The 21451-nt window shown below is 64.8% G+C and carries 17 protein-coding genes; 15 read left to right on the top strand and 2 right to left on the bottom strand.

What is annotated here, in order from left to right; genetic code table 11:
* Positions 1-15: 15 nt before the first annotated feature.
* The 3 genes from carB (at position 16) to LGN19_RS15970 (ending at position 4338) form a co-directional block, all read left to right on the top strand.
* On the top strand, positions 16-3270 hold the full coding sequence (gene carB, locus LGN19_RS15980) for a carbamoyl-phosphate synthase large subunit (RefSeq protein ID WP_226215859.1): 3255 nt from the start codon (positions 16-18) through the stop codon (positions 3268-3270).
* Positions 3271-3388: 118 nt separating this feature from the next.
* The gene (gene greA, locus LGN19_RS15975; RefSeq protein ID WP_122944988.1) at positions 3389-3865 is read left to right on the top strand and encodes a transcription elongation factor GreA; all 477 of its coding nucleotides are present in this window, start codon (positions 3389-3391) and stop codon (positions 3863-3865) included.
* Positions 3866-3879: 14 nt separating this feature from the next.
* Positions 3880-4338, top strand: a complete 459-nt coding sequence (locus LGN19_RS15970) for a DUF4149 domain-containing protein (protein ID WP_046545365.1) — start codon at positions 3880-3882, stop codon at positions 4336-4338.
* A 79-nt stretch (positions 4339-4417) separates the two neighbouring features.
* Here the strand turns inward: LGN19_RS15970 and LGN19_RS15965 are convergent, their stop codons facing one another.
* Positions 4418-4945 (bottom strand): YhbY family RNA-binding protein, encoded by a 528-nt coding sequence (locus LGN19_RS15965; RefSeq protein WP_226215853.1) that lies wholly within the window; start codon positions 4943-4945, stop codon positions 4418-4420.
* Between the two features lie 193 nt (positions 4946-5138).
* Between LGN19_RS15965 and LGN19_RS15960 the strand changes: the two genes are divergently transcribed.
* From LGN19_RS15960 to phoR, 11 genes are all read left to right on the top strand, one after another.
* Positions 5139-5801 (top strand): RlmE family RNA methyltransferase, encoded by a 663-nt coding sequence (locus tag LGN19_RS15960; RefSeq protein ID WP_122944990.1) that lies wholly within the window; start codon positions 5139-5141, stop codon positions 5799-5801.
* A 166-nt stretch (positions 5802-5967) separates the two neighbouring features.
* The gene (gene ftsH, locus LGN19_RS15955; RefSeq protein ID WP_122944991.1) at positions 5968-7866 is read left to right on the top strand and encodes an ATP-dependent zinc metalloprotease FtsH; all 1899 of its coding nucleotides are present in this window, start codon (positions 5968-5970) and stop codon (positions 7864-7866) included.
* A 36-nt stretch (positions 7867-7902) separates the two neighbouring features.
* Positions 7903-8844, top strand: a complete 942-nt coding sequence (folP, locus tag LGN19_RS15950; RefSeq protein WP_122944992.1) for a dihydropteroate synthase — start codon at positions 7903-7905, stop codon at positions 8842-8844.
* 27 nt (positions 8845-8871) lie between these two features.
* Positions 8872-10227 carry a phosphoglucosamine mutase gene (gene glmM / locus LGN19_RS15945; protein ID WP_226215851.1) on the top strand — a complete coding sequence of 452 codons (1356 nt, stop codon included), beginning with the start codon at positions 8872-8874 and terminating at the stop codon, positions 10225-10227.
* 453 nt (positions 10228-10680) lie between these two features.
* Complete coding sequence (pstS, locus tag LGN19_RS15940) at positions 10681-11715, top strand: phosphate ABC transporter substrate-binding protein PstS (RefSeq protein ID WP_174957194.1); 1035 nt, start codon at positions 10681-10683, stop codon at positions 11713-11715.
* A 94-nt stretch (positions 11716-11809) separates the two neighbouring features.
* Positions 11810-12796 carry a phosphate ABC transporter permease PstC gene (gene pstC, locus LGN19_RS15935; RefSeq protein ID WP_031400991.1) on the top strand — a complete coding sequence of 329 codons (987 nt, stop codon included), beginning with the start codon at positions 11810-11812 and terminating at the stop codon, positions 12794-12796.
* A complete protein-coding gene (gene pstA, locus LGN19_RS15930) occupies positions 12793-13686 on the top strand; it encodes a phosphate ABC transporter permease PstA (RefSeq protein WP_122944996.1) in 894 nt (297 codons plus the stop codon). The genes pstC and pstA overlap by 4 nt, the downstream gene beginning before the upstream one ends.
* Before the next feature lie 15 nt (positions 13687-13701).
* Entirely contained in the window at positions 13702-14550 is an 849-nt protein-coding gene (pstB, locus tag LGN19_RS15925) for a phosphate ABC transporter ATP-binding protein PstB (RefSeq protein ID WP_069247653.1), read from the top strand.
* An 18-nt stretch (positions 14551-14568) separates the two neighbouring features.
* Positions 14569-15273 carry a phosphate signaling complex protein PhoU gene (gene phoU, locus LGN19_RS15920; protein ID WP_122944997.1) on the top strand — a complete coding sequence of 235 codons (705 nt, stop codon included), beginning with the start codon at positions 14569-14571 and terminating at the stop codon, positions 15271-15273.
* A gap of 31 nt (positions 15274-15304) precedes the next feature.
* The gene (gene phoB / locus LGN19_RS15915) at positions 15305-16006 is read left to right on the top strand and encodes a phosphate regulon transcriptional regulator PhoB (protein ID WP_043182296.1); all 702 of its coding nucleotides are present in this window, start codon (positions 15305-15307) and stop codon (positions 16004-16006) included.
* 57 nt (positions 16007-16063) lie between these two features.
* Positions 16064-17383: a phosphate regulon sensor histidine kinase PhoR gene (phoR, locus tag LGN19_RS15910; RefSeq protein WP_226215849.1), complete on the top strand. Its 1320-nt coding sequence runs from the start codon at positions 16064-16066 to the stop codon at positions 17381-17383.
* Between the two features lie 126 nt (positions 17384-17509).
* On the opposite strand, the gene ppk1 is transcribed toward phoR, so the two are convergent.
* Positions 17510-19573, bottom strand: a complete 2064-nt coding sequence (gene ppk1, locus LGN19_RS15905) for a polyphosphate kinase 1 (RefSeq protein WP_226215847.1) — start codon at positions 19571-19573, stop codon at positions 17510-17512.
* Positions 19574-19852: 279 nt separating this feature from the next.
* On the opposite strand from ppk1, the gene ppx reads away from it, so the two are divergent.
* The gene (gene ppx / locus LGN19_RS15900) at positions 19853-21367 is read left to right on the top strand and encodes an exopolyphosphatase (protein WP_043182302.1); all 1515 of its coding nucleotides are present in this window, start codon (positions 19853-19855) and stop codon (positions 21365-21367) included.
* The last annotated feature ends 84 nt before the right edge of the window (positions 21368-21451 follow it).

Here is a 21451-nt window from a genome sequence, read left to right as displayed (position 1 = left end):
TTGAATTCACCAGCCATGCCAAAACGCACAGACATCAAGAGCATCCTCATCATCGGCGCCGGCCCGATCATCATCGGCCAGGCGTGCGAGTTCGACTATTCGGGCGCGCAGGCTTGCAAGGCGTTGCGTGAGGAGGGCTACAAGGTCGTTCTCGTCAACAGCAACCCGGCGACGATCATGACCGACCCGAACACGGCCGACGTGACCTACATCGAGCCGATCACGTGGGAAGTCGTCGCGCGCATCATCGAGAAGGAGCGCCCGGACGCGATCCTGCCGACGATGGGCGGCCAGACCGCGCTGAACTGCGCGCTCGACCTGCACCACCACGGCGTGCTCGAGAAGTTCGGCGTCGAGCTGATCGGCGCGTCGCCGGAAGCGATCGACAAGGCGGAAGACCGCCAGAAGTTCAAGGACGCGATGACCAAGATCGGTCTCGGTTCCGCGAAGTCGGGCGTCGCGCACTCGATGGAAGAAGCGACCCAGGTGCACGCCGAGATCATGGCGCTCACCGGCGGCAGCGGCTACCCGGTCGTGATCCGTCCGTCGTTCACGCTCGGCGGCTCGGGCGGCGGCATTGCCTACAACCGCGAAGAGTTCGAAGAGATCTGCAGGCGCGGCCTGGATCTGTCGCCCACGCGCGAGCTGCTGATCGAAGAATCGCTGCTCGGCTGGAAGGAATACGAGATGGAAGTCGTGCGCGACCGCGCCGACAACTGCATCATCGTCTGCTCGATCGAGAACCTCGACCCGATGGGCGTGCACACCGGCGACTCGATCACGGTCGCGCCGGCGCAGACGCTCACCGACAAGGAATACCAGATCCTGCGTAACGCATCGCTCGCGGTGCTGCGCGAGATCGGCGTCGACACGGGCGGCTCGAACGTGCAGTTCTCGATCAACCCGAAGGACGGCCGCATGGTCGTCATCGAAATGAACCCGCGCGTGTCGCGTTCGTCGGCGCTCGCCTCGAAGGCCACCGGCTTCCCGATCGCGAAGGTCGCGGCGAAGCTGGCCGTCGGCTACACGCTCGACGAGCTGAAGAACGAAATCACCGGCGGCCAGACCCCGGCATCGTTCGAGCCGACGATCGACTACGTCGTCACGAAGATCCCGCGCTTCGCGTTCGAGAAGTTCCGCGAAGCCGATTCGCGCCTGACCACGCAGATGAAGTCGGTCGGCGAAGTGATGGCGATCGGCCGCACGTTCCAGGAATCGTTCCAGAAGGCACTGCGCGGCCTCGAAGTCGGCGTCGACGGTCTCGACGAGAAGTCGACCAACCGCGACGAGATCGCGATCGAGATCCACGAGCCGGGCCCGGACCGCATCTGGTACGTCGGCGATGCCTTCCGCATCGGCATGACGGCTCAGGAAATCTACGCGGAAACCGCGATCGATCCGTGGTTCCTCGAGCAGATCGAGCAGATCATCCTGAAGGAAAAGGCGCTCGGCGGCCGCACGCTCGCGTCGCTGTCGTTCGACGAACTGCGCTACCTGAAGCAGGGCGGCTTCTCCGACCGCCGCCTCGCGAAGCTGCTCGGCGCGAGCCCGGAAGACGTCCGCAAGCGTCGCGTCGAACTCAACGTGCGCCCGGTCTACAAGCGCGTCGACACCTGCGCGGCCGAATTCGCAACGAAAACCGCGTACATGTACTCGACCTATGAGGAAGAGTGCGAGGCGCAGCCGACCACCAACAAGAAGATCATGGTGCTGGGCGGCGGCCCGAACCGGATCGGCCAGGGCATCGAGTTCGACTACTGCTGCGTGCACGCGGCGCTCGCGATGCGCGAGGACGGCTACGAAACGATCATGGTCAACTGCAACCCGGAAACGGTGTCGACCGACTATGACACGTCCGACCGCCTGTACTTCGAGCCGCTGACGCTGGAAGACGTCCTCGAGATCGTCGACAAGGAAAAGCCGGTCGGCGTGATCGTCCAGTACGGCGGCCAGACGCCGCTGAAGCTCGCGCTCGACCTCGAGGCGCACGGTGTGCCGATCGTCGGCACGTCGCCGGACATGATCGACGCGGCCGAAGACCGCGAGCGCTTCCAGAAGCTGCTGCAGGACCTCGGCCTGCGCCAGCCGCCGAACCGCACCGCGCGCGCCGAAGACGAAGCGCTCGCGCTCGCGGAAGAAATCGGCTATCCGCTGGTCGTGCGCCCGTCGTACGTGCTCGGCGGCCGCGCGATGGAAATCGTCCACGAGCCGCGCGACCTCGAGCGCTACATGCGCGAGGCCGTGAAGGTGTCGAACGATTCGCCGGTGCTGCTCGACCGCTTCCTGAATGACGCGATCGAGTGCGACGTCGACTGCATCTGCGACGGCGAAGCCGTGTTCATCGGCGGCGTGATGGAGCACATCGAGCAGGCGGGCGTCCACTCGGGCGACTCGGCATGCTCGCTGCCGCCGTACTCGCTGTCGAAGGAAACCGTGGCCGAGCTGAAGCGCCAGACGGGCGCGATGGCGAAGGCGCTGAACGTGGTCGGCCTGATGAACGTGCAGTTCGCGATCCAGCAGGTGCCGCAGGCGGACGGTTCGAAGCAGGACATCATCTACGTGCTGGAAGTGAACCCGCGCGCATCGCGCACGGTGCCGTACGTGTCGAAGGCAACCAGCCTGCCGCTCGCGAAGATCGCGGCGCGCGCGATGGTCGGCCAGAAGCTCGTGCAGCAGGGCGTGACGAAGGAAGTCGAGCCGCCGTACTTCAGCGTGAAGGAAGCGGTGTTCCCGTTCGTCAAGTTCCCGAGCGTCGATCCGGTCCTCGGGCCTGAAATGCGTTCGACCGGCGAAGTGATGGGTGTCGGCCAGACGTTCGGCGAAGCGCTGTTCAAGTCGCAACTCGCGGCCGGTTCGCGCCTGCCGGAGTCGGGCACGGTGCTGCTGACCGTGATGGACGCGGATAAACCGAAGGCCGTCGAAGTCGCGCGCATGCTGCACGACCTCGGCTACCCGATCGTTGCTACGAAGGGTACGGCTGCCGCGATCGAAGCGGCCGGCGTGCCGGTGAAGGTCGTGAACAAGGTGAAGGACGGCCGTCCGCACATCGTCGACATGATCAAGAACGGCGAGATCGCACTCGTGTTCACGACGGTCGACGAAACGCGCCAGGCAATCGCCGATTCGCGTTCGATCCGCATGAGCGCACAGGCGCACAAGGTCACGTACTACACGACGATGTCGGGCGCGCGCGCGGCGGTCGAAGGTTTGCGCTACCTGAAGGATCTGGAAGTCTATGATTTACAAGGTCTTCACGCTCGCCTAAACTAAGCAGTCAGTTACCTGTTGAAGCAACACGTGCCGCGATTAGGCGGTGTTTCCAGTGCATCGGAAACGCGCTTAATCGCGGTGATTTTTTTTATAGCCGTTTTTAGCGATTGAGCCGTTTATGAGCACCATTCCGTTGACAAAGCGTGGCGCGGAACTCCTGCGCGATGAATTGCAGCGCCTTAAGTCCGTCGAGCGGCCGGCCGTGATCAACGCGATCGCGGAGGCCCGCGCACAGGGCGATCTGTCCGAAAACGCCGAATACGATGCTGCGAAGGAAAAGCAGGGCTTCATCGAGGGTCGCATCGCCGACCTCGAATCGAAGCTGTCCGCCGCGCAGGTCATCGACCCCTCCGTGCTCGACGCAGATGGCCGCGTGGTCTTTGCCGCGACCGTCGAACTCGAGGATCTCGAGTCGGGCGACACCGTCAAGTATCAGATCGTCGGTGACGACGAAGCCGATATCGATCACGGCCTGATCTCGGTCAGCTCGCCGATCGCACGCGCGCTGATCGGCAAGTCCGAAGGCGACGTCGCGGCCGTGCAGGCACCGAGCGGCGTGCGCGAGTACGAAATCATCTCGGTCAGCTACATCTGAAGCGGGGCGACGTGATGCCGCATCGCGTGTTCCGTCTGCTGTCGGCCGTATGGGTCGGCAGCCTGTTGACGATCGGGTATGCGGTCGCGCCCGTGCTGTTCAAGACGCTGGAGCGGATGACGGCCGGGTCGGTCGCCGCCCAGCTGTTCCGTATCGAGGCGATCCTCGGTGTCGTGTGCGGCGTGTTGCTGCTCGCATTGTCGAACCAGCAGGTGCGGCGCGGCAGCAGCGACTATCGCCGCGTGCGCTGGATCGTCGCCGCGATGGTCGTGTGCGTGCTGGTCGGGTATTTCGCGCTGCAGCCGTTCATGAACGCGCTGCGGGTGGCCGCGATGGATGCGGGCACCGATATCGCGAACTCGCCGTATGCGAGCCGCTTCGGAATGCTGCACGGCGTCTCGAGCGTGTTCTACCTCGTCGAGAGCGTGCTGGGGCTGATGCTGATCTGGCGTCTGCCGGCGCGCGACGCCTGACGCGAGTGCCGCGCAGGCCCGGTCGATGCCGGGCCCGCGGGCAGGGTGGCGGTACGGCGTAGCCGCGCCGCCCCGATGCTTACTTGTCCTGGAACGGACGCTTCGTGCTGGCCTGGCGCTTCTTGGCGCGCTTCACGTTACCGCCTGCCGTCACGCGCTCGTTGCCGCGCACGACGACCTTCGTGGGCTTCGGGCGACGCACGGGGCTCGCGTTAGGCGACACCTTGACGACCTTGACGGTGCGCGGTGCGCGGCCTTTCTTGTCGTCGGCGACTTCGGCAGCGCTCGGCAGCGTGCCGGCACGACGGCCGCGAGCCGGGGCCGCTGCGGCGGCTTCGGGCTTCCAGATCACCAGCAGCTTGCCGATGTGCTGGATCGGCGCCGCGCTCAGGCGATCGCAGATCTCGTCGTAGATCGCGATGCGCTCGTCGCGCTCGTCGCCGAACACGCGGATCTTGATCAGCTGGTGCGCGTCGAGGTGCACCTTGATTTCCTTCAGCACGGCGTCGGTCAGCCCTTCGGCGCCGATCAGCACGACGGGCTTGAGCGCATGGGCCTGGGAGCGCAGCGCGGAGCGCTCGGCGGGAGAAAGCGAAAGGGCGGGCATGGAAATGTCGAAATCTAAATAAGGGCGCGCTGACTGAATAGCGATCGCGGGAAGTTACCGCGTCAGCCGTGCGCCGAAACCACGTAAAATCGCGGCATGGGCCTGAAAAGGGGCCGCAGCCGCGCGAAGAAGACGCGTATTATCCGCTAAAAGCGCGGCTTCACGAAGCAATTAGCAGCAATCTCTCTCTCGAATGGCAAAAAACCGCTTCAACCAGCACTGGCTGCACGACCACATCAACGACCCCTACGTCAAAATGGCGCAGCGGGAGGGCTATCGCGCGCGCGCCGCGTACAAGCTGAAGGAAATCGACGAGCAGGACAAGCTGATCCGTCCGGGCCAGGTGATCGTCGACCTCGGCGCGACGCCGGGCAGCTGGAGCCAGTATGCCCGCAACAAGCTCGCGCAGGGCAAGAAGCGTGACGTGGAGCGCGAAGGCGGCATCGACGGCACGATCGTGGCGCTCGACATCCTGCCGATGGAGCCGATCGCCGATGTCCACTTCCTGCAGGGCGACTTCCGCGAGGATGAAGTCCTTCACCAGCTCGAGGAATTGCTCGAAGGGCGTGCGGTAGACCTTGTTATTTCCGACATGGCCCCCAACCTCTCCGGCGTGGCCTCGGCGGACGCGGCGCGCATCGAGCATCTGTGCGATCTGGCGCTCGAATTCGCGCAGAATCATCTGAAGCCGGACGGTGCGTTGCTCGTGAAATGCTTTCACGGCAGCGGCTACAGCCAGATCGTCGAGAAATTCAAACAGCAGTTTAAGATCGTCGCGCCGCGCAAGCCCAAGGCGTCCCGCGACAAATCGTCCGAAACGTTCATTTTGGGTCGGCAACTGAAGCATCCGCGCTGATGTGGAGCGAGGTGCCGCAAACGGGCTCCGGCCCTTGCCAGACAAGCGAAGCGCTATCGCGGCGGTTGTCAATGCTTATGGCGAGGGTGGTCGGACTGGATTAGAATGACCGAGGGGCGCCGCAAGGAAAATGTAGGCGCTCGTCTACGAGTGAAGGAGTGGTGCTTTGAACAACAATATGTTTTCGAAGGCAGCGGTGTGGCTGGTGATCGCACTGGTGCTGTTTACGGTGTTCAAGCAGTTCGACAAGCCCCGCGTCCAGGAAGGCGTGTCCTATTCGCAGTTCATGGACGACGCCAAGAACGGCAAGGTCAAGAACGTCATCGTTCAGGGGCGCAACCTCACCGTCACTCCGGCTGATGGCCAGAAGTACCAGATCGTGTCGCCCGGCGACATCTGGATGGTTGGCGATCTGATGAAGTACGGCGTGCAGGTCAGCGGCAAGGCCGATGACGAGCCGAACGCGCTGATGTCCGCGCTGTACTACCTCGGGCCGACGATCCTGATCATCGTGTTCTGGTTCTACATGATGCGGCAGATGCAGGGAGGCGGCAAAGGCGGCGCATTCTCGTTCGGCAAATCGCGAGCGCGGCTGATCGACGAGAACAACAACGCGGTGAACTTCTCCGATGTCGCGGGCTGCGACGAAGCGAAGGAAGAAGTGTCCGAGCTCGTCGACTTCCTGCGCGATCCGCAGAAATTCCAGAAGCTGGGCGGTCGCATTCCGCGCGGCGTGCTGCTCGTCGGCCCCCCGGGTACCGGCAAGACGCTGCTGGCCCGCGCGATCGCGGGTGAAGCGAAGGTGCCGTTCTTCAGCATCTCGGGTTCGGACTTCGTCGAAATGTTCGTCGGCGTCGGTGCGGCCCGTGTGCGCGACATGTTCGAGCAGGCGAAGAAGCACGCACCGTGCATCGTGTTCATCGACGAAATCGACGCGGTCGGCCGTCATCGTGGCGCCGGCATGGGCGGCGGTAACGACGAACGCGAACAGACGCTGAACCAGATGCTCGTCGAGATGGACGGCTTCGAGGCGAACTCGGGCGTGATCGTGATTGCCGCGACCAACCGTTCGGACGTGCTCGACAAGGCGTTGCTGCGTCCGGGCCGTTTCGACCGTCAGGTCTATGTCGGCCTGCCGGACATCCGCGGCCGCGAGCAGATCATGCGCGTGCACCTGCGCAAGGTGCCGATCTCGAACGACGTCGATGCGGCAGTCATTGCACGCGGCACGCCGGGCTTCTCGGGCGCTGATCTCGCGAACCTCGTGAACGAGGCTGCGCTGTTTGCCGCACGCCGCGGCAAGCGCATCGTCGAAATGCAGGATTTCGAGGACGCGAAGGACAAGATCTTCATGGGTCCGGAACGCAAGTCGGCCGTGATCCGCGAGGAAGCGAAGCGCGCGACCGCGTATCACGAGTCGGGCCACGCGGTGATCGCGAAGCTGTTGCCGAAGGCCGACCCGGTGCACAAGGTCACGATCATCCCGCGCGGTCGCGCGCTGGGTGTCACGTGGCAGCTGCCGGAGCATGACAACGAAACGTACTCGAAGGACTACCTGATGGATCGCCTCGCGATCCTGTTCGGTGGCCGGGTGGCGGAAGAGCTGTTCATGAACCTCGTCAGCACCGGCGCATCGGACGACTTCAACAAGGCAACGCAGACGGCACGCGCGATGGTGGCCCGTTTCGGCATGACCGACGCGCTCGGGCCGATGGTCTACGTCGACGACGAGAACGATGCATCGCCGTTCGGCCGTGGCTTCACGCGCACGATCTCGGAAGCGACGCAGCAGAAGGTCGATTCGGAAATCCGCCGCGTGCTCGACGAACAGTACAGCCTTGCGCGCCGCCTGCTCGATGAGAACCGCGACAAGGTCGAAGCGATGACCGCCGCGCTGATGGAGTGGGAGACGATCGATGCCGATCAGATCAACGACATCATGGAGGGCCGTCCGCCGCGCTCCCCGAAGAGCTCGCCGGCTGTCGGCGGCGATTCGTCGGGCGGTGGCAGCAGCGCCGAGGTGAAGCCCGGCAACGCGCCGGCACCTGCTTCGCCGGCGGCATAATCTCCGCTTCAGCGCTTTAGCGCCGTTCACGGGCTGGTGTGGCTTCACACCGGCCCGTTTTGCATTCATTCACGCCAGTTGCTCGTGTCCGATTCCGTTGTTTCCCCATTCATTCCCGCGCCACTCCAGTGCGGCCGCTTCGAACTGACGTTCGAACGCCCGCTCGTGATGGGGATCCTCAACGCCACGCCCGATTCATTCTCCGACGGCGGCCGCTTCCTCGCGCGCGACGATGCGCTGCGCCAGGCCGAGCGGATGATTGCCGAAGGCGTCGACCTCCTCGATATCGGCGGCGAATCGACGCGCCCCGGCGCGCCGCCCGTGCCGCTCGACGAGGAACTCGCGCGCGTGATCCCGCTCGTCGAAGCGCTGCGGCCGCTGAATGTGCCGTTGTCGATCGATACCTACAAGCCGGCCGTGATGCGCGCGGCGCTTGCCGCTGGCGCCGACCTGATCAACGACATCTGGGGATTCCGCCAGCCGGGCGCGATCGACGCGGTGCGCGAGGGCAACTGCGGGCTGTGTGCGATGCACATGCTCGGTGAGCCGCAGACGATGCAGGTCGGCGAACCCGATTACGGCGACGTCGTGACCGACGTGCGCGATTTTCTCGCCGCGCGCGCGCAGGCGCTGCGCGAGGCGGGGATTGCGCCGGAGCGGATCTGCGTCGATCCCGGGTTCGGATTCGGCAAGGCGGTCGTCGACGACAACTATGCGCTGCTGGCCGCGTTGCCGGACACGGCGCCCGCGCGGCCCGACGGGCGCGCGTATCCGATACTCGCGGGCATGTCGCGCAAGTCGATGCTCGGCGCGGTGATCGGCGGCAAGCCGCCGATGGAGCGCGTCGCGGCGAGCGTGGCGGCTGCATTGTGCGCGGTCGAGCGCGGGGCGGCGATCGTGCGCGTGCACGACGTCGCGGCGACGGTCGATGCGCTGAAAATCTGGAATGCCGTGCGCGAAGCCGCACGGCAACGATAAGTCAGAAAACGAAGGAGGAAGGACCCCATGGGACGTCGATATTTCGGCACGGACGGCATTCGCGGCACGGTGGGCGACGCACCCATCACACCGGATTTCGTGTTGCGTCTCGGCTACGCGGCCGGCAAGGTACTGGCCAGCTCGGCCGAGGTCGCGGCAGGCTCGCGCCCGACCGTGCTGATCGGCAAGGACACGCGCGTGTCGGGCTACATGCTCGAAGCCGCGCTCGAGGCCGGGTTCTCGGCGGCGGGCGTCGACGTGATGCTGGCCGGCCCGATGCCGACGCCGGGCGTCGCGTACCTGACGCGCGCGCTGCGCTTGTCGGCCGGCGTCGTGATCAGCGCATCGCACAACCCGTATCACGACAACGGGATCAAGTTTTTCTCCGCCGACGGCAACAAGCTGCCGGACGACACCGAAGCCGAGATCGAAGCGTGGCTCGACAAGCCGCTCGAATGCGCATCGTCCGACGGTCTCGGCAAGGCGCGCCGCCTTGACGATGCGGCCGGCCGCTACATCGAGTTCTGCAAGAGCACGTTCCCGGCCGCGTTCAACCTGCGCGGGCTGAAGCTCGTGATCGACTGCGCGCACGGTGCCGCGTACCAGATCGCGCCGCACGTGTTCCACGAACTCGGCGCGGACGTGATCCCGATCGGCGTCGCGCCGAACGGCTTCAACATCAACGACGGTGTCGGCGCGACCTCGCCGGACGCACTGGTGCGCGCGGTGCGCGCGAACCACGCCGATCTCGGCATTGCGCTCGACGGCGATGCGGACCGCCTGCAGGTCGTCGACGCGACCGGCCGCCTGTACAACGGCGACGAGCTGCTCTACGTGCTCGTGAAGGACCGGATCGCGACCGACGGCAAGGTCGAAGGCGCGGTCGGCACGCTGATGACGAATCTCGCCGTCGAAGTCGCGCTGCAGCGCGCGGGCGTGAAGTTCGTCCGTGCGGCGGTCGGCGATCGCTACGTGCTCGAACAGTTGCGCGAGCATGGCTGGCAGCTCGGCGCGGAAGGCTCGGGCCACATCCTGTCGCTCGACCGGCACTCGACCGGCGACGGCATCGTGTCGGCGCTGCTCGTGCTGGCCGCGCTCAAGCGCAGCGGCGAGACGCTCGCGCAGATGCTCGACGGCGTCACGCTGTTCCCGCAGAAGCTGATCAACGTGCGGATGAAGCCGGGCGCCGACTGGAAGGGCAGCACGTCGATTCGCGCCGCGATCGAGGCAGCCGAAGCCGCACTCGCCGGCAGCGGCCGCGTACTGATCCGTGCATCGGGCACGGAGCCCGTGCTGCGCGTGATGGTCGAAGCGCAGCAGGCGGCCGATGCGGTCCGCCATGCGGAGGCGATTGCCGACGCGGTGCGTGCTGCGACAACCTGACGCGCATGCCCGGCGCGCGGCGGTCAAGCGCCCGCGCGCCGGCGCCCCGGTGAACCGGCATGCGGCGCCTTCGGGGCGCCGCGATTTCGTCAGACGCAAAGGTTTGCGCTACCTATAAGAAGCGTGCATCGATCACCGCATGCCGGGGTCGAAAAATCGTCGAACCCCTGATGTCGGGTGAGCCACGGGCGGTGCTTTCCGTCCCGCAGATGCTGCGCTACCATCCGCTCGCACCCATGTGAAACGGGTCGTCATTCCGTCCCTTCCTGGCCGGCAATTCTTGCCGCCATCGCCGTTCCGGCGCCGTCCGGGCGCCGCGTGCGCCGCACCCGATACTCCCTTTCAACCAGTCATGTTACTGTCACGCCAGTTTCATCGATTGTCACATTACCGTCATGAGGAGCCCCTAACCTTCGCGGTGCCGTAGTCATCCGCTCACACACTGGAGGTCTCATGAAATTGATGCAAACCGCGATTGCCGGCCTGGCTGGCGCGCTTTTCGCCGTCGCCGCTCACGCTGCCGACATCACGGGCGCAGGCAGCACGTTCGCGATGCCGATCTATACGAAATGGGCTGCTGACTACCAGCAGACCGGCGGCGCGAAGGTCAACTACCAAGGTATCGGTTCGTCGGGCGGCCTGAAGCAGATCGTCGCGAAGACGGTCGATTTTGCCGGTTCGGACGCTCCGCTGAAGGATGACGAGCTCGCGAAGGAAGGCCTGTTCCAGTTCCCGACGGTGGTCGGCGGCGTGGTGCCGGTCATCAACGTGCCGGGCGTGAAGGCCGGTGAACTGACGCTGTCGGGCCCGGTGCTCGGCGACATCTACCTCGGCAAGATCAAGAAGTGGAACGACCCGGCGATCGCCGCGCTGAACCCGAAGGTCAAGCTGCCGGACACGGACATCGCCGTGGTTCGCCGCGCTGACGGTTCGGGCACGAGCTTCATCTGGACGAACTACCTGTCGAAGGTCAACGACGAGTGGAAGTCGAAGGTCGGCGAAGGCACGACGGTCAACTGGCCGACGGGCACGGGCGGCAAGGGCAACGACGGCGTCGCAGCCTTCGTGCAGCGCCTGCCGGGCGCAGTCGGCTACGTCGAATGGGCGTACGCGAAGAAGAACAACATGATCTACACGGCCCTGAAGAACTCGACGGGCACGGTGGTCGAGCCGAAGACGGAAACGTTCAAGGCCGCTGCCGCAGGCGCGAACTGGTCGAAGTCGTTCTACCAGATCCTGACGAACCAGCCGGGCAAGGAAGCATGGCCGGTCGTCGGCGCGACGTTCGTGCTGCTGCACGCGAAGCAGGACAAGCCGGAGCAGGGCGCGGAAACGCTGAAGTTCTTCAGCTGGGCGTTCAAGAACGGCGAGAAGGCTGCTGACAGCCTCGACTACATCTCGCTGCCGCCGGCAGTCGAAGTGGAAATCCGCAAGCAGTGGAAGGCCAAGGTGACGGACGCTTCGGGCAAGTCGGTCGCCGCCGAGTAAGTATTGCAGCGGTTCGCTGCCCGGCCGTGCAGGTCGGGCAGTGTGTGCGGTAAAGCCGGGCGTTACGGCGTCCGGCAATCAAAAGCAGGCACCCATGTCTGATATTTCCTATACGTCCTCACGGTCCGCCGACGTTGCGCAGCAACGCGCGCCGAGCCGCCTCGGGGATGTCGTATTCGGCGGTCTTGCACGGCTGGCCGCCATCGTGACCCTGCTGCTGCTCGGCGGGATCATCGTTTCCCTGATCATCGCGTCGATGCCGACCATCCAGAAGTTCGGCCTCGGATTCCTGTGGCAATCCGAGTGGGATCCCAACTCGGACATCTATGGCGCGCTCGTGCCGATCTACGGCACGATCGTGACGTCGCTCATCGCGCTCGTCATCGCCGTGCCGGTCAGCTTCGGCATCGCGCTGTTCCTCACCGAGCTGTCGCCCGTGTGGCTGCGCCGTCCGCTCGGCATCGCGATCGAGCTGCTCGCTGCGATTCCGTCGATCGTCTACGGCATGTGGGGCCTGCTCGTGTTCGCGCCGATCTTCGCGGAATATTTCCAGAAGCCGCTCGGCCGTCTGTTCAAGGACGTGTGGATTCTCGGCCCGCTGACCGCCGGCCCGCCGATCGGTATCGGCATCCTCGCCGCGGGCGTGATCCTCGCGATCATGATCATCCCGTACATCGCATCGGTGATGCGCGACGTGTTCGAAGTCACGCCCGTGCTGCTGAAGGAATCGGCATACGGCATCGGCTGCACGACCTGGGAAGTGATGTGGAAGGTCGTGCTGCCCTACACGAAGACCGGCGTGATCGGCGGCGTGATGCTCGGCCTCGGCCGCGCACTCGGCGAGACGATGGCCGTGACCTTCGTGATCGGCAACACGAACCTGCTCGACAGCGTGTCGCTGTTCGCGCCGGGTAACAGCATCACGTCGGCGCTCGCGAACGAATTCGCAGAAGCGCAGCCGGGCCTGCATACGTCCGCCCTGATGGAACTGGGCCTGATCCTGTTCGTGATCACGTTCATCGTGCTGACCATCTCCAAACTGCTGCTGCTTCGTCTCGAGAAGGGAGAGGGCAAGAAATGAGCGAGCCCATCATGAATTTCCCGGGGCCGGACGGCGCCGTGCTCGACGCGATGCGCAACCGCCTGCAGCGCAAGCGCAAGGCCGTCAACGCGATCGCGCTGACCGCGTCGCTCGGCGCGATGGCCTTCGGCCTGCTGTGGCTCGTGTGGATTCTCTACACGACGGTGCATCTCGGCATCGGTGGCCTGTCGCTGCAGCTGTTCACCGAATCGACGCCGGCCCCGAACACGGAAGGCGGCGGTCTCGCGAACGCAATCGTCGGCAGCCTGCTGCTGTGCGGTTTCGGCACGCTGGTCGGCACGCCGATCGGCATCCTCGCGGGCGTCTATCTCGCCGAATACGGCCAGAAGAACCTGCTGGCGAGCACGATCCGCTTCATCAACGACATCCTGCTGTCCGCGCCGTCGATCGTCATCGGCCTGTTCGTGTACGCGATCGTCGTCGCGAAGTCGGGGCGCTTCTCGGGCTGGGCCGGCGTGATCGCGCTCGCGCTGCTGCAGATTCCGATCGTGATCCGCACGACCGAGAACATGCTGAAGCTCGTGCCGAACGCGCTGCGCGAAGCGGCCTTCGCGCTCGGCACGCCGAAGTGGCGCATGGTGCTGAAGATCACGCTGCGCGCCTCGGTCGGCGGGATCATCACGGGCGTGCTGCTCGCCATCGCGCGGATCGCCGGCGAAACGGCGCCGCTGCTGTTCACCGCGTTGTCGAACCAGTTCTTCTCGTGGGACATGAGCCAGCCGATGGCGAACCTGCCCGTCACGATCTACAAGTTCGCGATGAGCCCGTTCGCCGAATGGCAGTCGCTCGCATGGGCGGGCGTGTTCCTGATTACGCTCGGGGTGCTGGGACTCAACGTTCTGGCGCGCTCGATCTTCTCGAAAAAGTAACGGCGGAGCAATCCGATGAATATGGCAGAAAGCCACCTGAATCCCGTCGAGCGCACCGCAGCGCCCGCCGGCACGCAAGATGCGGCGCACGGCCGTCCGCTCGAGCCGCTGAACGCGAAGATCGAGGTCAACAACCTCAACTTCTTCTACAACAAGTTCCATGCGCTGAAGAACATCAACCTGAGCATTCCCGAAGGGAAGGTGACGGCGTTCATCGGCCCGTCGGGCTGCGGCAAGTCGACGCTGCTGCGCACGTTCAACAAGATGTTCGCGCTCTATCCGGAGCAGCGCGCCGAAGGCGAAATCCTGATGGACGGCGAGAACCTGCTGACGACGAAGCGCGACATCTCGCTGCTGCGCGCGCGGATCGGCATGGTGTTCCAGAAGCCGACCCCGTTCCCGATGTCGATCTACGACAACATCGCGTTCGGCGTGAAGATGTTCGAAAAGCTCACGCGCTCGGAAATGGACGATCGCGTCGAGTGGGCGCTCACGAAGGCCGCGCTGTGGAACGAAGTGAAGGACAAGCTGAACCAGAGCGGCTACGGCCTCTCGGGCGGCCAGCAGCAGCGTCTGTGTATCGCGCGCGGCATCGCGATTCGTCCGGAAGTGTTGCTGCTCGACGAACCGTGCTCGGCGCTCGACCCGATCTCGACCGGCCGCATCGAGGAACTGATCGCGGAGCTGAAGAGCGACTACACGGTCGTGATCGTCACGCACAACATGCAGCAGGCCGCACGCTGCTCGGATTTCACGGCCTACATGTACCTGGGCGAGCTGATCGAATTCGGTGAGACCGAAAAGATCTTCATCAAGCCGGTGCGCAAGGAAACGGAAGACTACATCACCGGCCGCTTCGGTTGATGACGGAGAACAACAGCCATGTCGGATAAACATCTGTCGAGCCAGTTCGACGCGGACCTGAATGCCGTGTCGTCGAAAGTGCTGGAAATGGGCGGGCTCGTCGAGTCGCAGATCGTCGGCGCGATGCACGCGTTGAACGATTTCGATCGCGACGCGGCCGAGAAGGTGATCACGAACGAAGAAGTCCTGAACACGATGGAAGTCGACATCGATCAGGAATGCGGCAACATCATCGCGCTGAGGCAGCCTGCCGCGCGTGACCTGCGTCTTTTGATGTCGATTTCGAAAACGATTACGAACCTCGAGCGCGCAGGCGACGAGGCCGAGAAGATCGCGAAGCGCGTGCGCCGCCTGGTCGACGAGCCGGCCGCACGCACGGTCAACATCGCCGAGATCAAGGTGTCGGGCGAAATGGCCGTGACGATCCTGCGCCGCGCGCTTGACGCGTTTGCGCGTCTCGATACGGTGGCTGCCGCGCAGATCGTCAAGGACGACAAGGAAATCGACCTGGAATTCCGTGCATTCGTGCGCAAGCTCGTGTCGTACATGCAGGAAGATCCGCGCACGATCTCGGTCGGCCTGGAATACCTGTTCATCGCGAAGGCGATCGAGCGGATCGGCGACCACGCGAAGAACATCGCCGAGTTCATCATCTACATCGTGAAGGGCACGGACGTGCGGCACCAGCCGCGCGACACGCTCGATCGCGAAGCCAACAGTTAATCGACTCCGTATAGGAAGAATAGAGGTGCCGATGCCCAGCAACATACTCGTCGTTGAAGATGAGCCCGCGATTTCCGAACTGATCTCGGTGAATCTCCAGCACGCCGGTCACTGCCCGATTCGGGCGTACAACGCCGAACAGGCGCAAAACCTGATCAGCGACGTGCTGCCCGATCTCGTGCTGCTCGACTGGATGCTGCCGGGCAAATCCGGTATCGCGTTCGCGCGCGACCTGCGCAACAACGAACGGACCAAGCACATCCCGATCATCATGCTGACTGCACGCGGCGACGAGCAGGACAAGGTGCTCGGCCTCGAAATCGGCGCGGACGACTACGTGACGAAGCCGTTCTCGCCGAAGGAGCTGATGGCGCGGATCAAGGCCGTGCTGCGCCGCCGCGCGCCGCAGCTGACCGAGGACGTCGTGTCGATCAACGGGCTGCGCCTCGACCCGGCCACGCATCGCGTCGCCGCGCACGGAGAAGGCAACGAGATCAAGCTCGATCTCGGTCCGACCGAGTTCCGCCTGCTGCATTTCTTCATGACGCATCCGGAGCGCGTGCACAGCCGCACGCAACTGCTCGACCAGGTGTGGGGCGACCACGTGTTCGTCGAGGAGCGCACTGTCGACGTGCACATCAAACGATTGCGCGCGGCCTTGAAACCGGCCGGCTGCGATGCGATGATCGAGACCGTGCGCGGCAGCGGCTACCGGCTCGCCAAGCACGCGTAACGTATCCCCGCATGCCGTGTGCCACGGCATGCCGTTCATTCTTTCGGGCGCTGAATCATGAACATCATCTGGGCGCGCTTTCTGGTGTCGCTCGTGCTGCTCGTGCTGATCGGCGTATTGGTCGGCGTCTTCGCCGGCCCGACCGCGGGCCTCGTGTTCGTGGTCGTGATGCTGATCGCGCAGGGCTTTTTCAGCACCTTTCATACGCAGCGTCTGTGGCGGCTGCTCGATGCGCCGGTCTATGGCGAGGTGCCGAGTGCGCCGGGCATCTGGGGCGAGATCTACTATCGTTTGCACAAGCTCGCGAAGCAGTGGCATGCGCAGGTGCGTCAGGTCGAGCAGCAGCATTCGCGCTTCATCCAGGCGATCCAGGCGTCGCCGAACGGCGTCGCGATGCTCGACGACCACGACCAGATCGAGTGGTGCAATGCGATCGCCGAGGTTCACTTCGGCCTCGATGCGAAGCGCGACCTGCGCCAGCACATCACCAACCTGGTACGCCATCCCGAGTTCGTCCGCTATCTGAACGCGCAGCATTACGACGAGACGCTCGTGATGCGGGGCATGGGCGATTCGCGGCAGAACGTGCTGGAAGTGCAGGTGTTTCCGTATGGCGAGAATCGCAAGCTGCTGCTCACGCAGGACATCACGGAGCTCGAGCGTACCGATGCAATGCGGCGTGACTTCGTCGCGAACGTGTCGCACGAGCTGAAGACGCCGCTCACCGTGCTGTCGGGTTTCCTCGAGACGATGCGCGAGCTGCCGCTGAACGAGGAAGACCGTGCACGTTATCTCGAGATGATGGAGCAGCAGGCATCGCGGATGCGGCACATCGTGACCGACCTGCTGGTGCTCGCGAAGCTGGAGGGCGAGAGCAAGCCGCCGCTCGATCGCGCGATCGACATGCGCGCCGTGTTCGACCATCTGAAGGAAGACGCGCAGACGCTGTCGAACGGGCATCACGACATCGCGTTCTCGATCGACGAGACGCTCGGTGTCACCGGTGCGCAGACGGAGCTGTTCAGCGCGTTCGCGAATCTCGTCACCAACGCGATTCGCTATACGCCGGAAGGGGGCAAGATCGTCGTGACGTGGCGGCGCGAAGGCGCGCAGGGCGTGTTTTCCGTCACGGACAGCGGCTTCGGCATCCCGGCCGCCGACCTGCCGCGGCTCACCGAACGTTTCTATCGCGTTGACCGCAGCCGTTCGCGCGATACGGGCGGCACGGGGCTCGGGCTTGCGATCGTCAAGCACGTGCTGCAGCGGCACGACGCGCATCTGTACGTGCAGAGCGAGGAAGGACGCGGCAGCACGTTCACCGCGCGGTTCCCGGGCTCGCGCATCATCGCGATCCGGCCGGCCGCGTACGAGGCGTGATCGCGTAACGGCATCCGTCGCTCGCCCGGCGAGCGGCGGCCTGTCGGCTCCGCCATAAAAAAACGCAGCCCGCGGGCTGCGTTTTTTTATGGCGATGCGGCGCGCCACTCGCGCCGCGCTGCCGGATCAGGAGCAGAACTTCCCGAGCAACCCGAGTTGCGCGTTGCGGATCGTCTTGCCCGCGCGGCGCCGGCGGTAGTGGCCGTCGCTGTGCATCAGCCACGCCGACTGGTTGTCGCCGAGGCACACCGACAGGCCTTCGGCGATCACGCGCCGCTTGAGCTTGCGATCGCGAACCGGGAACGCGACTTCGACGCGGCGGAACAGGTTGCGGTCCATCCAGTCGGCGCTCGACAGATAGACGTCCTCGGCGCCGTTCGCGTGGAAATAGTAGATCCGGTGATGCTCGAGGAAGCGGCCGACGATCGAGCGCACGGTGATGTTGTCCGACAGCCCCGGCACGCCGGGCTTCAGCGCGCAGACACCGCGTACGATCAGGTCGACCTTGACGCCGGCCTGCGACGCTTCGTACAGCGCGGCGATCACCGTCGGCTCCAGCAGCGCGTTCATCTTCGCGACGACGCGCGCGCGCTTGCCGGCGCGTGCATTGTCGATCTCCGCGCGGATCGCGTCGATGATGCGCGGATGCAGCGTGAACGGCGACTGCCACAGTTCGTGCAGCGTGAGTTCGCCGCCGATGCCGGTCAGTTGCTGGAACACGTGATGGACGTCCTCGCAGATCTTCTGGTCGGCCGTCATCAGCCCGAAGTCGGTGTAGAGGCGTGCCGTGCGCGGGTGGTAGTTGCCGGTGCCGAGGTGCACGTAGCGGCGCAGCGACGCCTTGCCGGCCTGCACGACGCGCCGCACGATCAGCATCATCTTCGCGTGGCACTTGTGGCCGACCACGCCGTATACGACATGCGCGCCGACGGCTTCGAGCTGCGACGCCCAGTTGATGTTGGTTTCCTCGTCGAAGCGCGCGAGCAACTCGACGACGACGGTCACTTCCTTGCCGTTGCGCGCGGCTTCCATCAGCGCGTCCATCAGCGGCGAATCGGTGCCGGTGCGGTAGATCGTCTGCTTGATCGCGACGACGCTCGGATCCCTCGCAGCCTGCTGCAGCAGTTCGAGCACCGGCTGGAAGCTCTCGTACGGGTGGTGCAGCAGGATGTCGCCGTTGTCGATCGCGTCGAACATCGTCGGCGTGTTCGTGATCGCGGCCGGGGTCGACGCGGTGAACGGCGTGAACTTCAGGTCGGGGCGGTCGACGAGATCGGGAATCTGCATCAGTCGCACGAGGTTCACCGATCCGGCCACGCGATAGCAGTCCTTCTCGCCGAGTTCGCTTTCCACGAGCAGGCGTCGCACGATGTGCGGCGGCGTGTCGGCCGACACCTCGAGGCGCACCGCGTTGCCGAGGTGTCGCGCGGGCAGTTCGCCCTGCAGCGCGACGCGCAGGTTCGTGATTTCGTCTTCGTCGACGAACAGCTCGCTGTTGCGCGTGATACGGAACTGGTTGCAGCTCTTCACGACGAGTTGCGGGAAAAGTTCGCCGACGAAGCACTGCATGAACGAGCTGAGCAGCACGAAGCCGTGCTCGAAGCCCGACAGCGCGTGCGGCATGCGCACGACGCGCGGCAGCGCGCGCGGCGCCTGCACGATGCCCATCACGGCCTGGCGGCCGAATGCGTCGCGGCCTTCGAGCTCGACGACGAAGTTCAGGCTCTTGTTCAGCACGCGCGGGAACGGGTGGGCAGGATCGAGGCCGATCGGCGTCAGCACGGGCAGCAGCTCGTCGAGGAAGTAGCGCCGCGCCCATTCGAGCTGCTCGTCGTTCCACGTGTCGCTCGCATGGAAGTAGATGCCTTCCTGTTCGAGCGCGGGCAGCACGGTTTCGTGCAGCAGCGTGTACTGTCGATGGACGAGCCGCTGCGCGCGTTCGACGACGAGATCGTAAGCATGTTGTAACGACATGCCGTCGGGCGTCAGCGCGCCGGGGTTGTCGCGGATCTGCTCCTGCAGGCCGGCCATCCGGACTTCGAAGAATTCGTCGAGGTTGCTGCTGGTGATGCAGATGAAGCGGAGGCGCTCGAGCAGCGGGACTTGAGGATCGGCTGCCTGGGCCAGCACGCGCTCGTTGAAGCCGAGGATGCCGAGTTCACGATTGAGAAGCGGGTAACGGACGGACATCGGCAGAGTAGGGGGTGATTCGGGCGATGATTCGAAAGGACGCTCGGAAACTCTCACGGTACGATGACGTGCTGATGACACGGGTGTATTTATATCGGGAAATTCTACGCTGTAACCGTTTCGTCTCATAAATGTTTCGACGATATGCAAACGAGCAGTGTGCATGCCCGTGAAGCGTGGCAATGGCAAGCGTTCCACGCTTAAAATGTCGCCTTTGATTGATCGCCCATGGCTGTCGCACCGGCTGCCGCGGGAGAACGCGCACGGAGCCCCCTTCTGATGGTTACAACCCCCCACTTGCTGGCTGCCGTGGATCTCGGCTCGAACAGCTTCCGGCTGATCGTCGGTCGCGTCGAGGAAACGTCGGCGGGCAGCCAGATCTATCCCGTCGACGCGCTGCGCGAGCCCGTCCGGCTGGCCGCCGGCCTGTCGAGCGACAAGATGCTCGATCGGGCGTCGCAGGAGCGTGGCTGGGAGGCGCTCAAGCGGTTCGGCGAGCGCCTGCGCGATTTCCATCCCGACCATGTGCGCGCGGTGGCAACCAACACGCTGCGTGTCGCGAAGAACGCGGGCGAATTTCTCGGTGAGGCCGAAGCGGCGCTCGGTTTCCCGATCGAAGTGATTGCGGGCCGCGAAGAAGCGCGCCTGATCTATGCGGGCGCCGCGCACTCGGTGCCGGCGAGCGCCGGCAAGCGGCTCGTCGTCGACATCGGCGGCGGCTCGACCGAATTCATCATCGGCTCGCACTACACGCCGATCGTGATGGAGAGTCTCTATATCGGCTGCGTGAGCCACAGCCGCACCTTCTTCCCGGCCGGCAACGTCGACGAATACACGATGCGGCAGGCCGAACTCGCGGCCAAGCGCGAGATCCAGATCATCTCAAGCGAGTACAAGAAGGCCGGGTGGGATCAGGCGATCGGCTCGTCCGGCACCGCGCGCGCACTCGCGGAGCTCGTCGAGGCGAACGGCTTCAACGATCCGGGCATCACGCACGGCATTTCGCGCGGCGGCCTCGAGCGCCTGAAGCGTGCGCTGATCAAGTCGGAGAACGTCAACCGGCTGAAGCTGATCGCGCTGAAGCCCGACCGCGTGCCGGTGCTCGCGGGCGGCCTTGCGATCATGCTCGCGGTGTTCGAGGAGCTGGGTGTCGACTACGTCGATACGACCGACGGCGCGCTGCGCCTCGGTGTGCTGTACGACCTGCTCGGCCGGACGCAGCACGAGGACATGCGTGCGGTGACCGTCGAGGGCTTTACGCGCCGCTACGGTGTCGATCGCGCGCAGGCCGAGCGGATCGGCGCGCTGGCGGTGCGTTTCTACGATGAACTCGAGGAAGCCGACGACGAAGCACGCGAGGAAGGGCGGATGTTCCTCGGCTGGTCGGCCGCGTTGCACGAGATCGGCTTGTCGATCTCGCACAGCGCGTATCACAAGCATTCGTCCTATATCGCGAGCAACGCGGACATGCCGGGTTTTTCGCGTACCGACCAGGCGCGCCTCGCCGCGCTCGTGCTCGGTCACGCAGGCAAGCTCGGCAAGCTGTCGCAGGCGCGCGAGGTCGAGTGGCCGCTGCTGTTCTGCCTGCGGCTCGCGGCATTGCTGTGCCGGCGCCGGACCGATGCGGGGCTGCCGGACATTTCCGTTTCGCAGATGAAGAAGGGCGGCTATGAAGTGCGCCTGCCGAGCGCGTGGGTCGAGCAGAACCCGCTGACCGACTACAGCCTCAGCCAGGAGGCGGCCGAGTGGGAGAAGGTCGGTATCCCGTATCGCGTGGTGTACACCGGCGCGTAAAAGGTTGCTGGCGGGGCCGGGAGCGGCCGGGCAGCAGGAGGGCTTGCTGCCCCTCTGGATGGCCGTTCGGGCGTCCCGGCGGCC

It is taken from the genome of Burkholderia sp. AU30198 (assembly GCF_020419825.1).
GTDB lineage: Bacteria > Pseudomonadota > Gammaproteobacteria > Burkholderiales > Burkholderiaceae > Burkholderia.
Note: the sequence above shows the minus strand (reverse complement) of the source record. Positions and strands in the feature narration are given on the sequence as shown.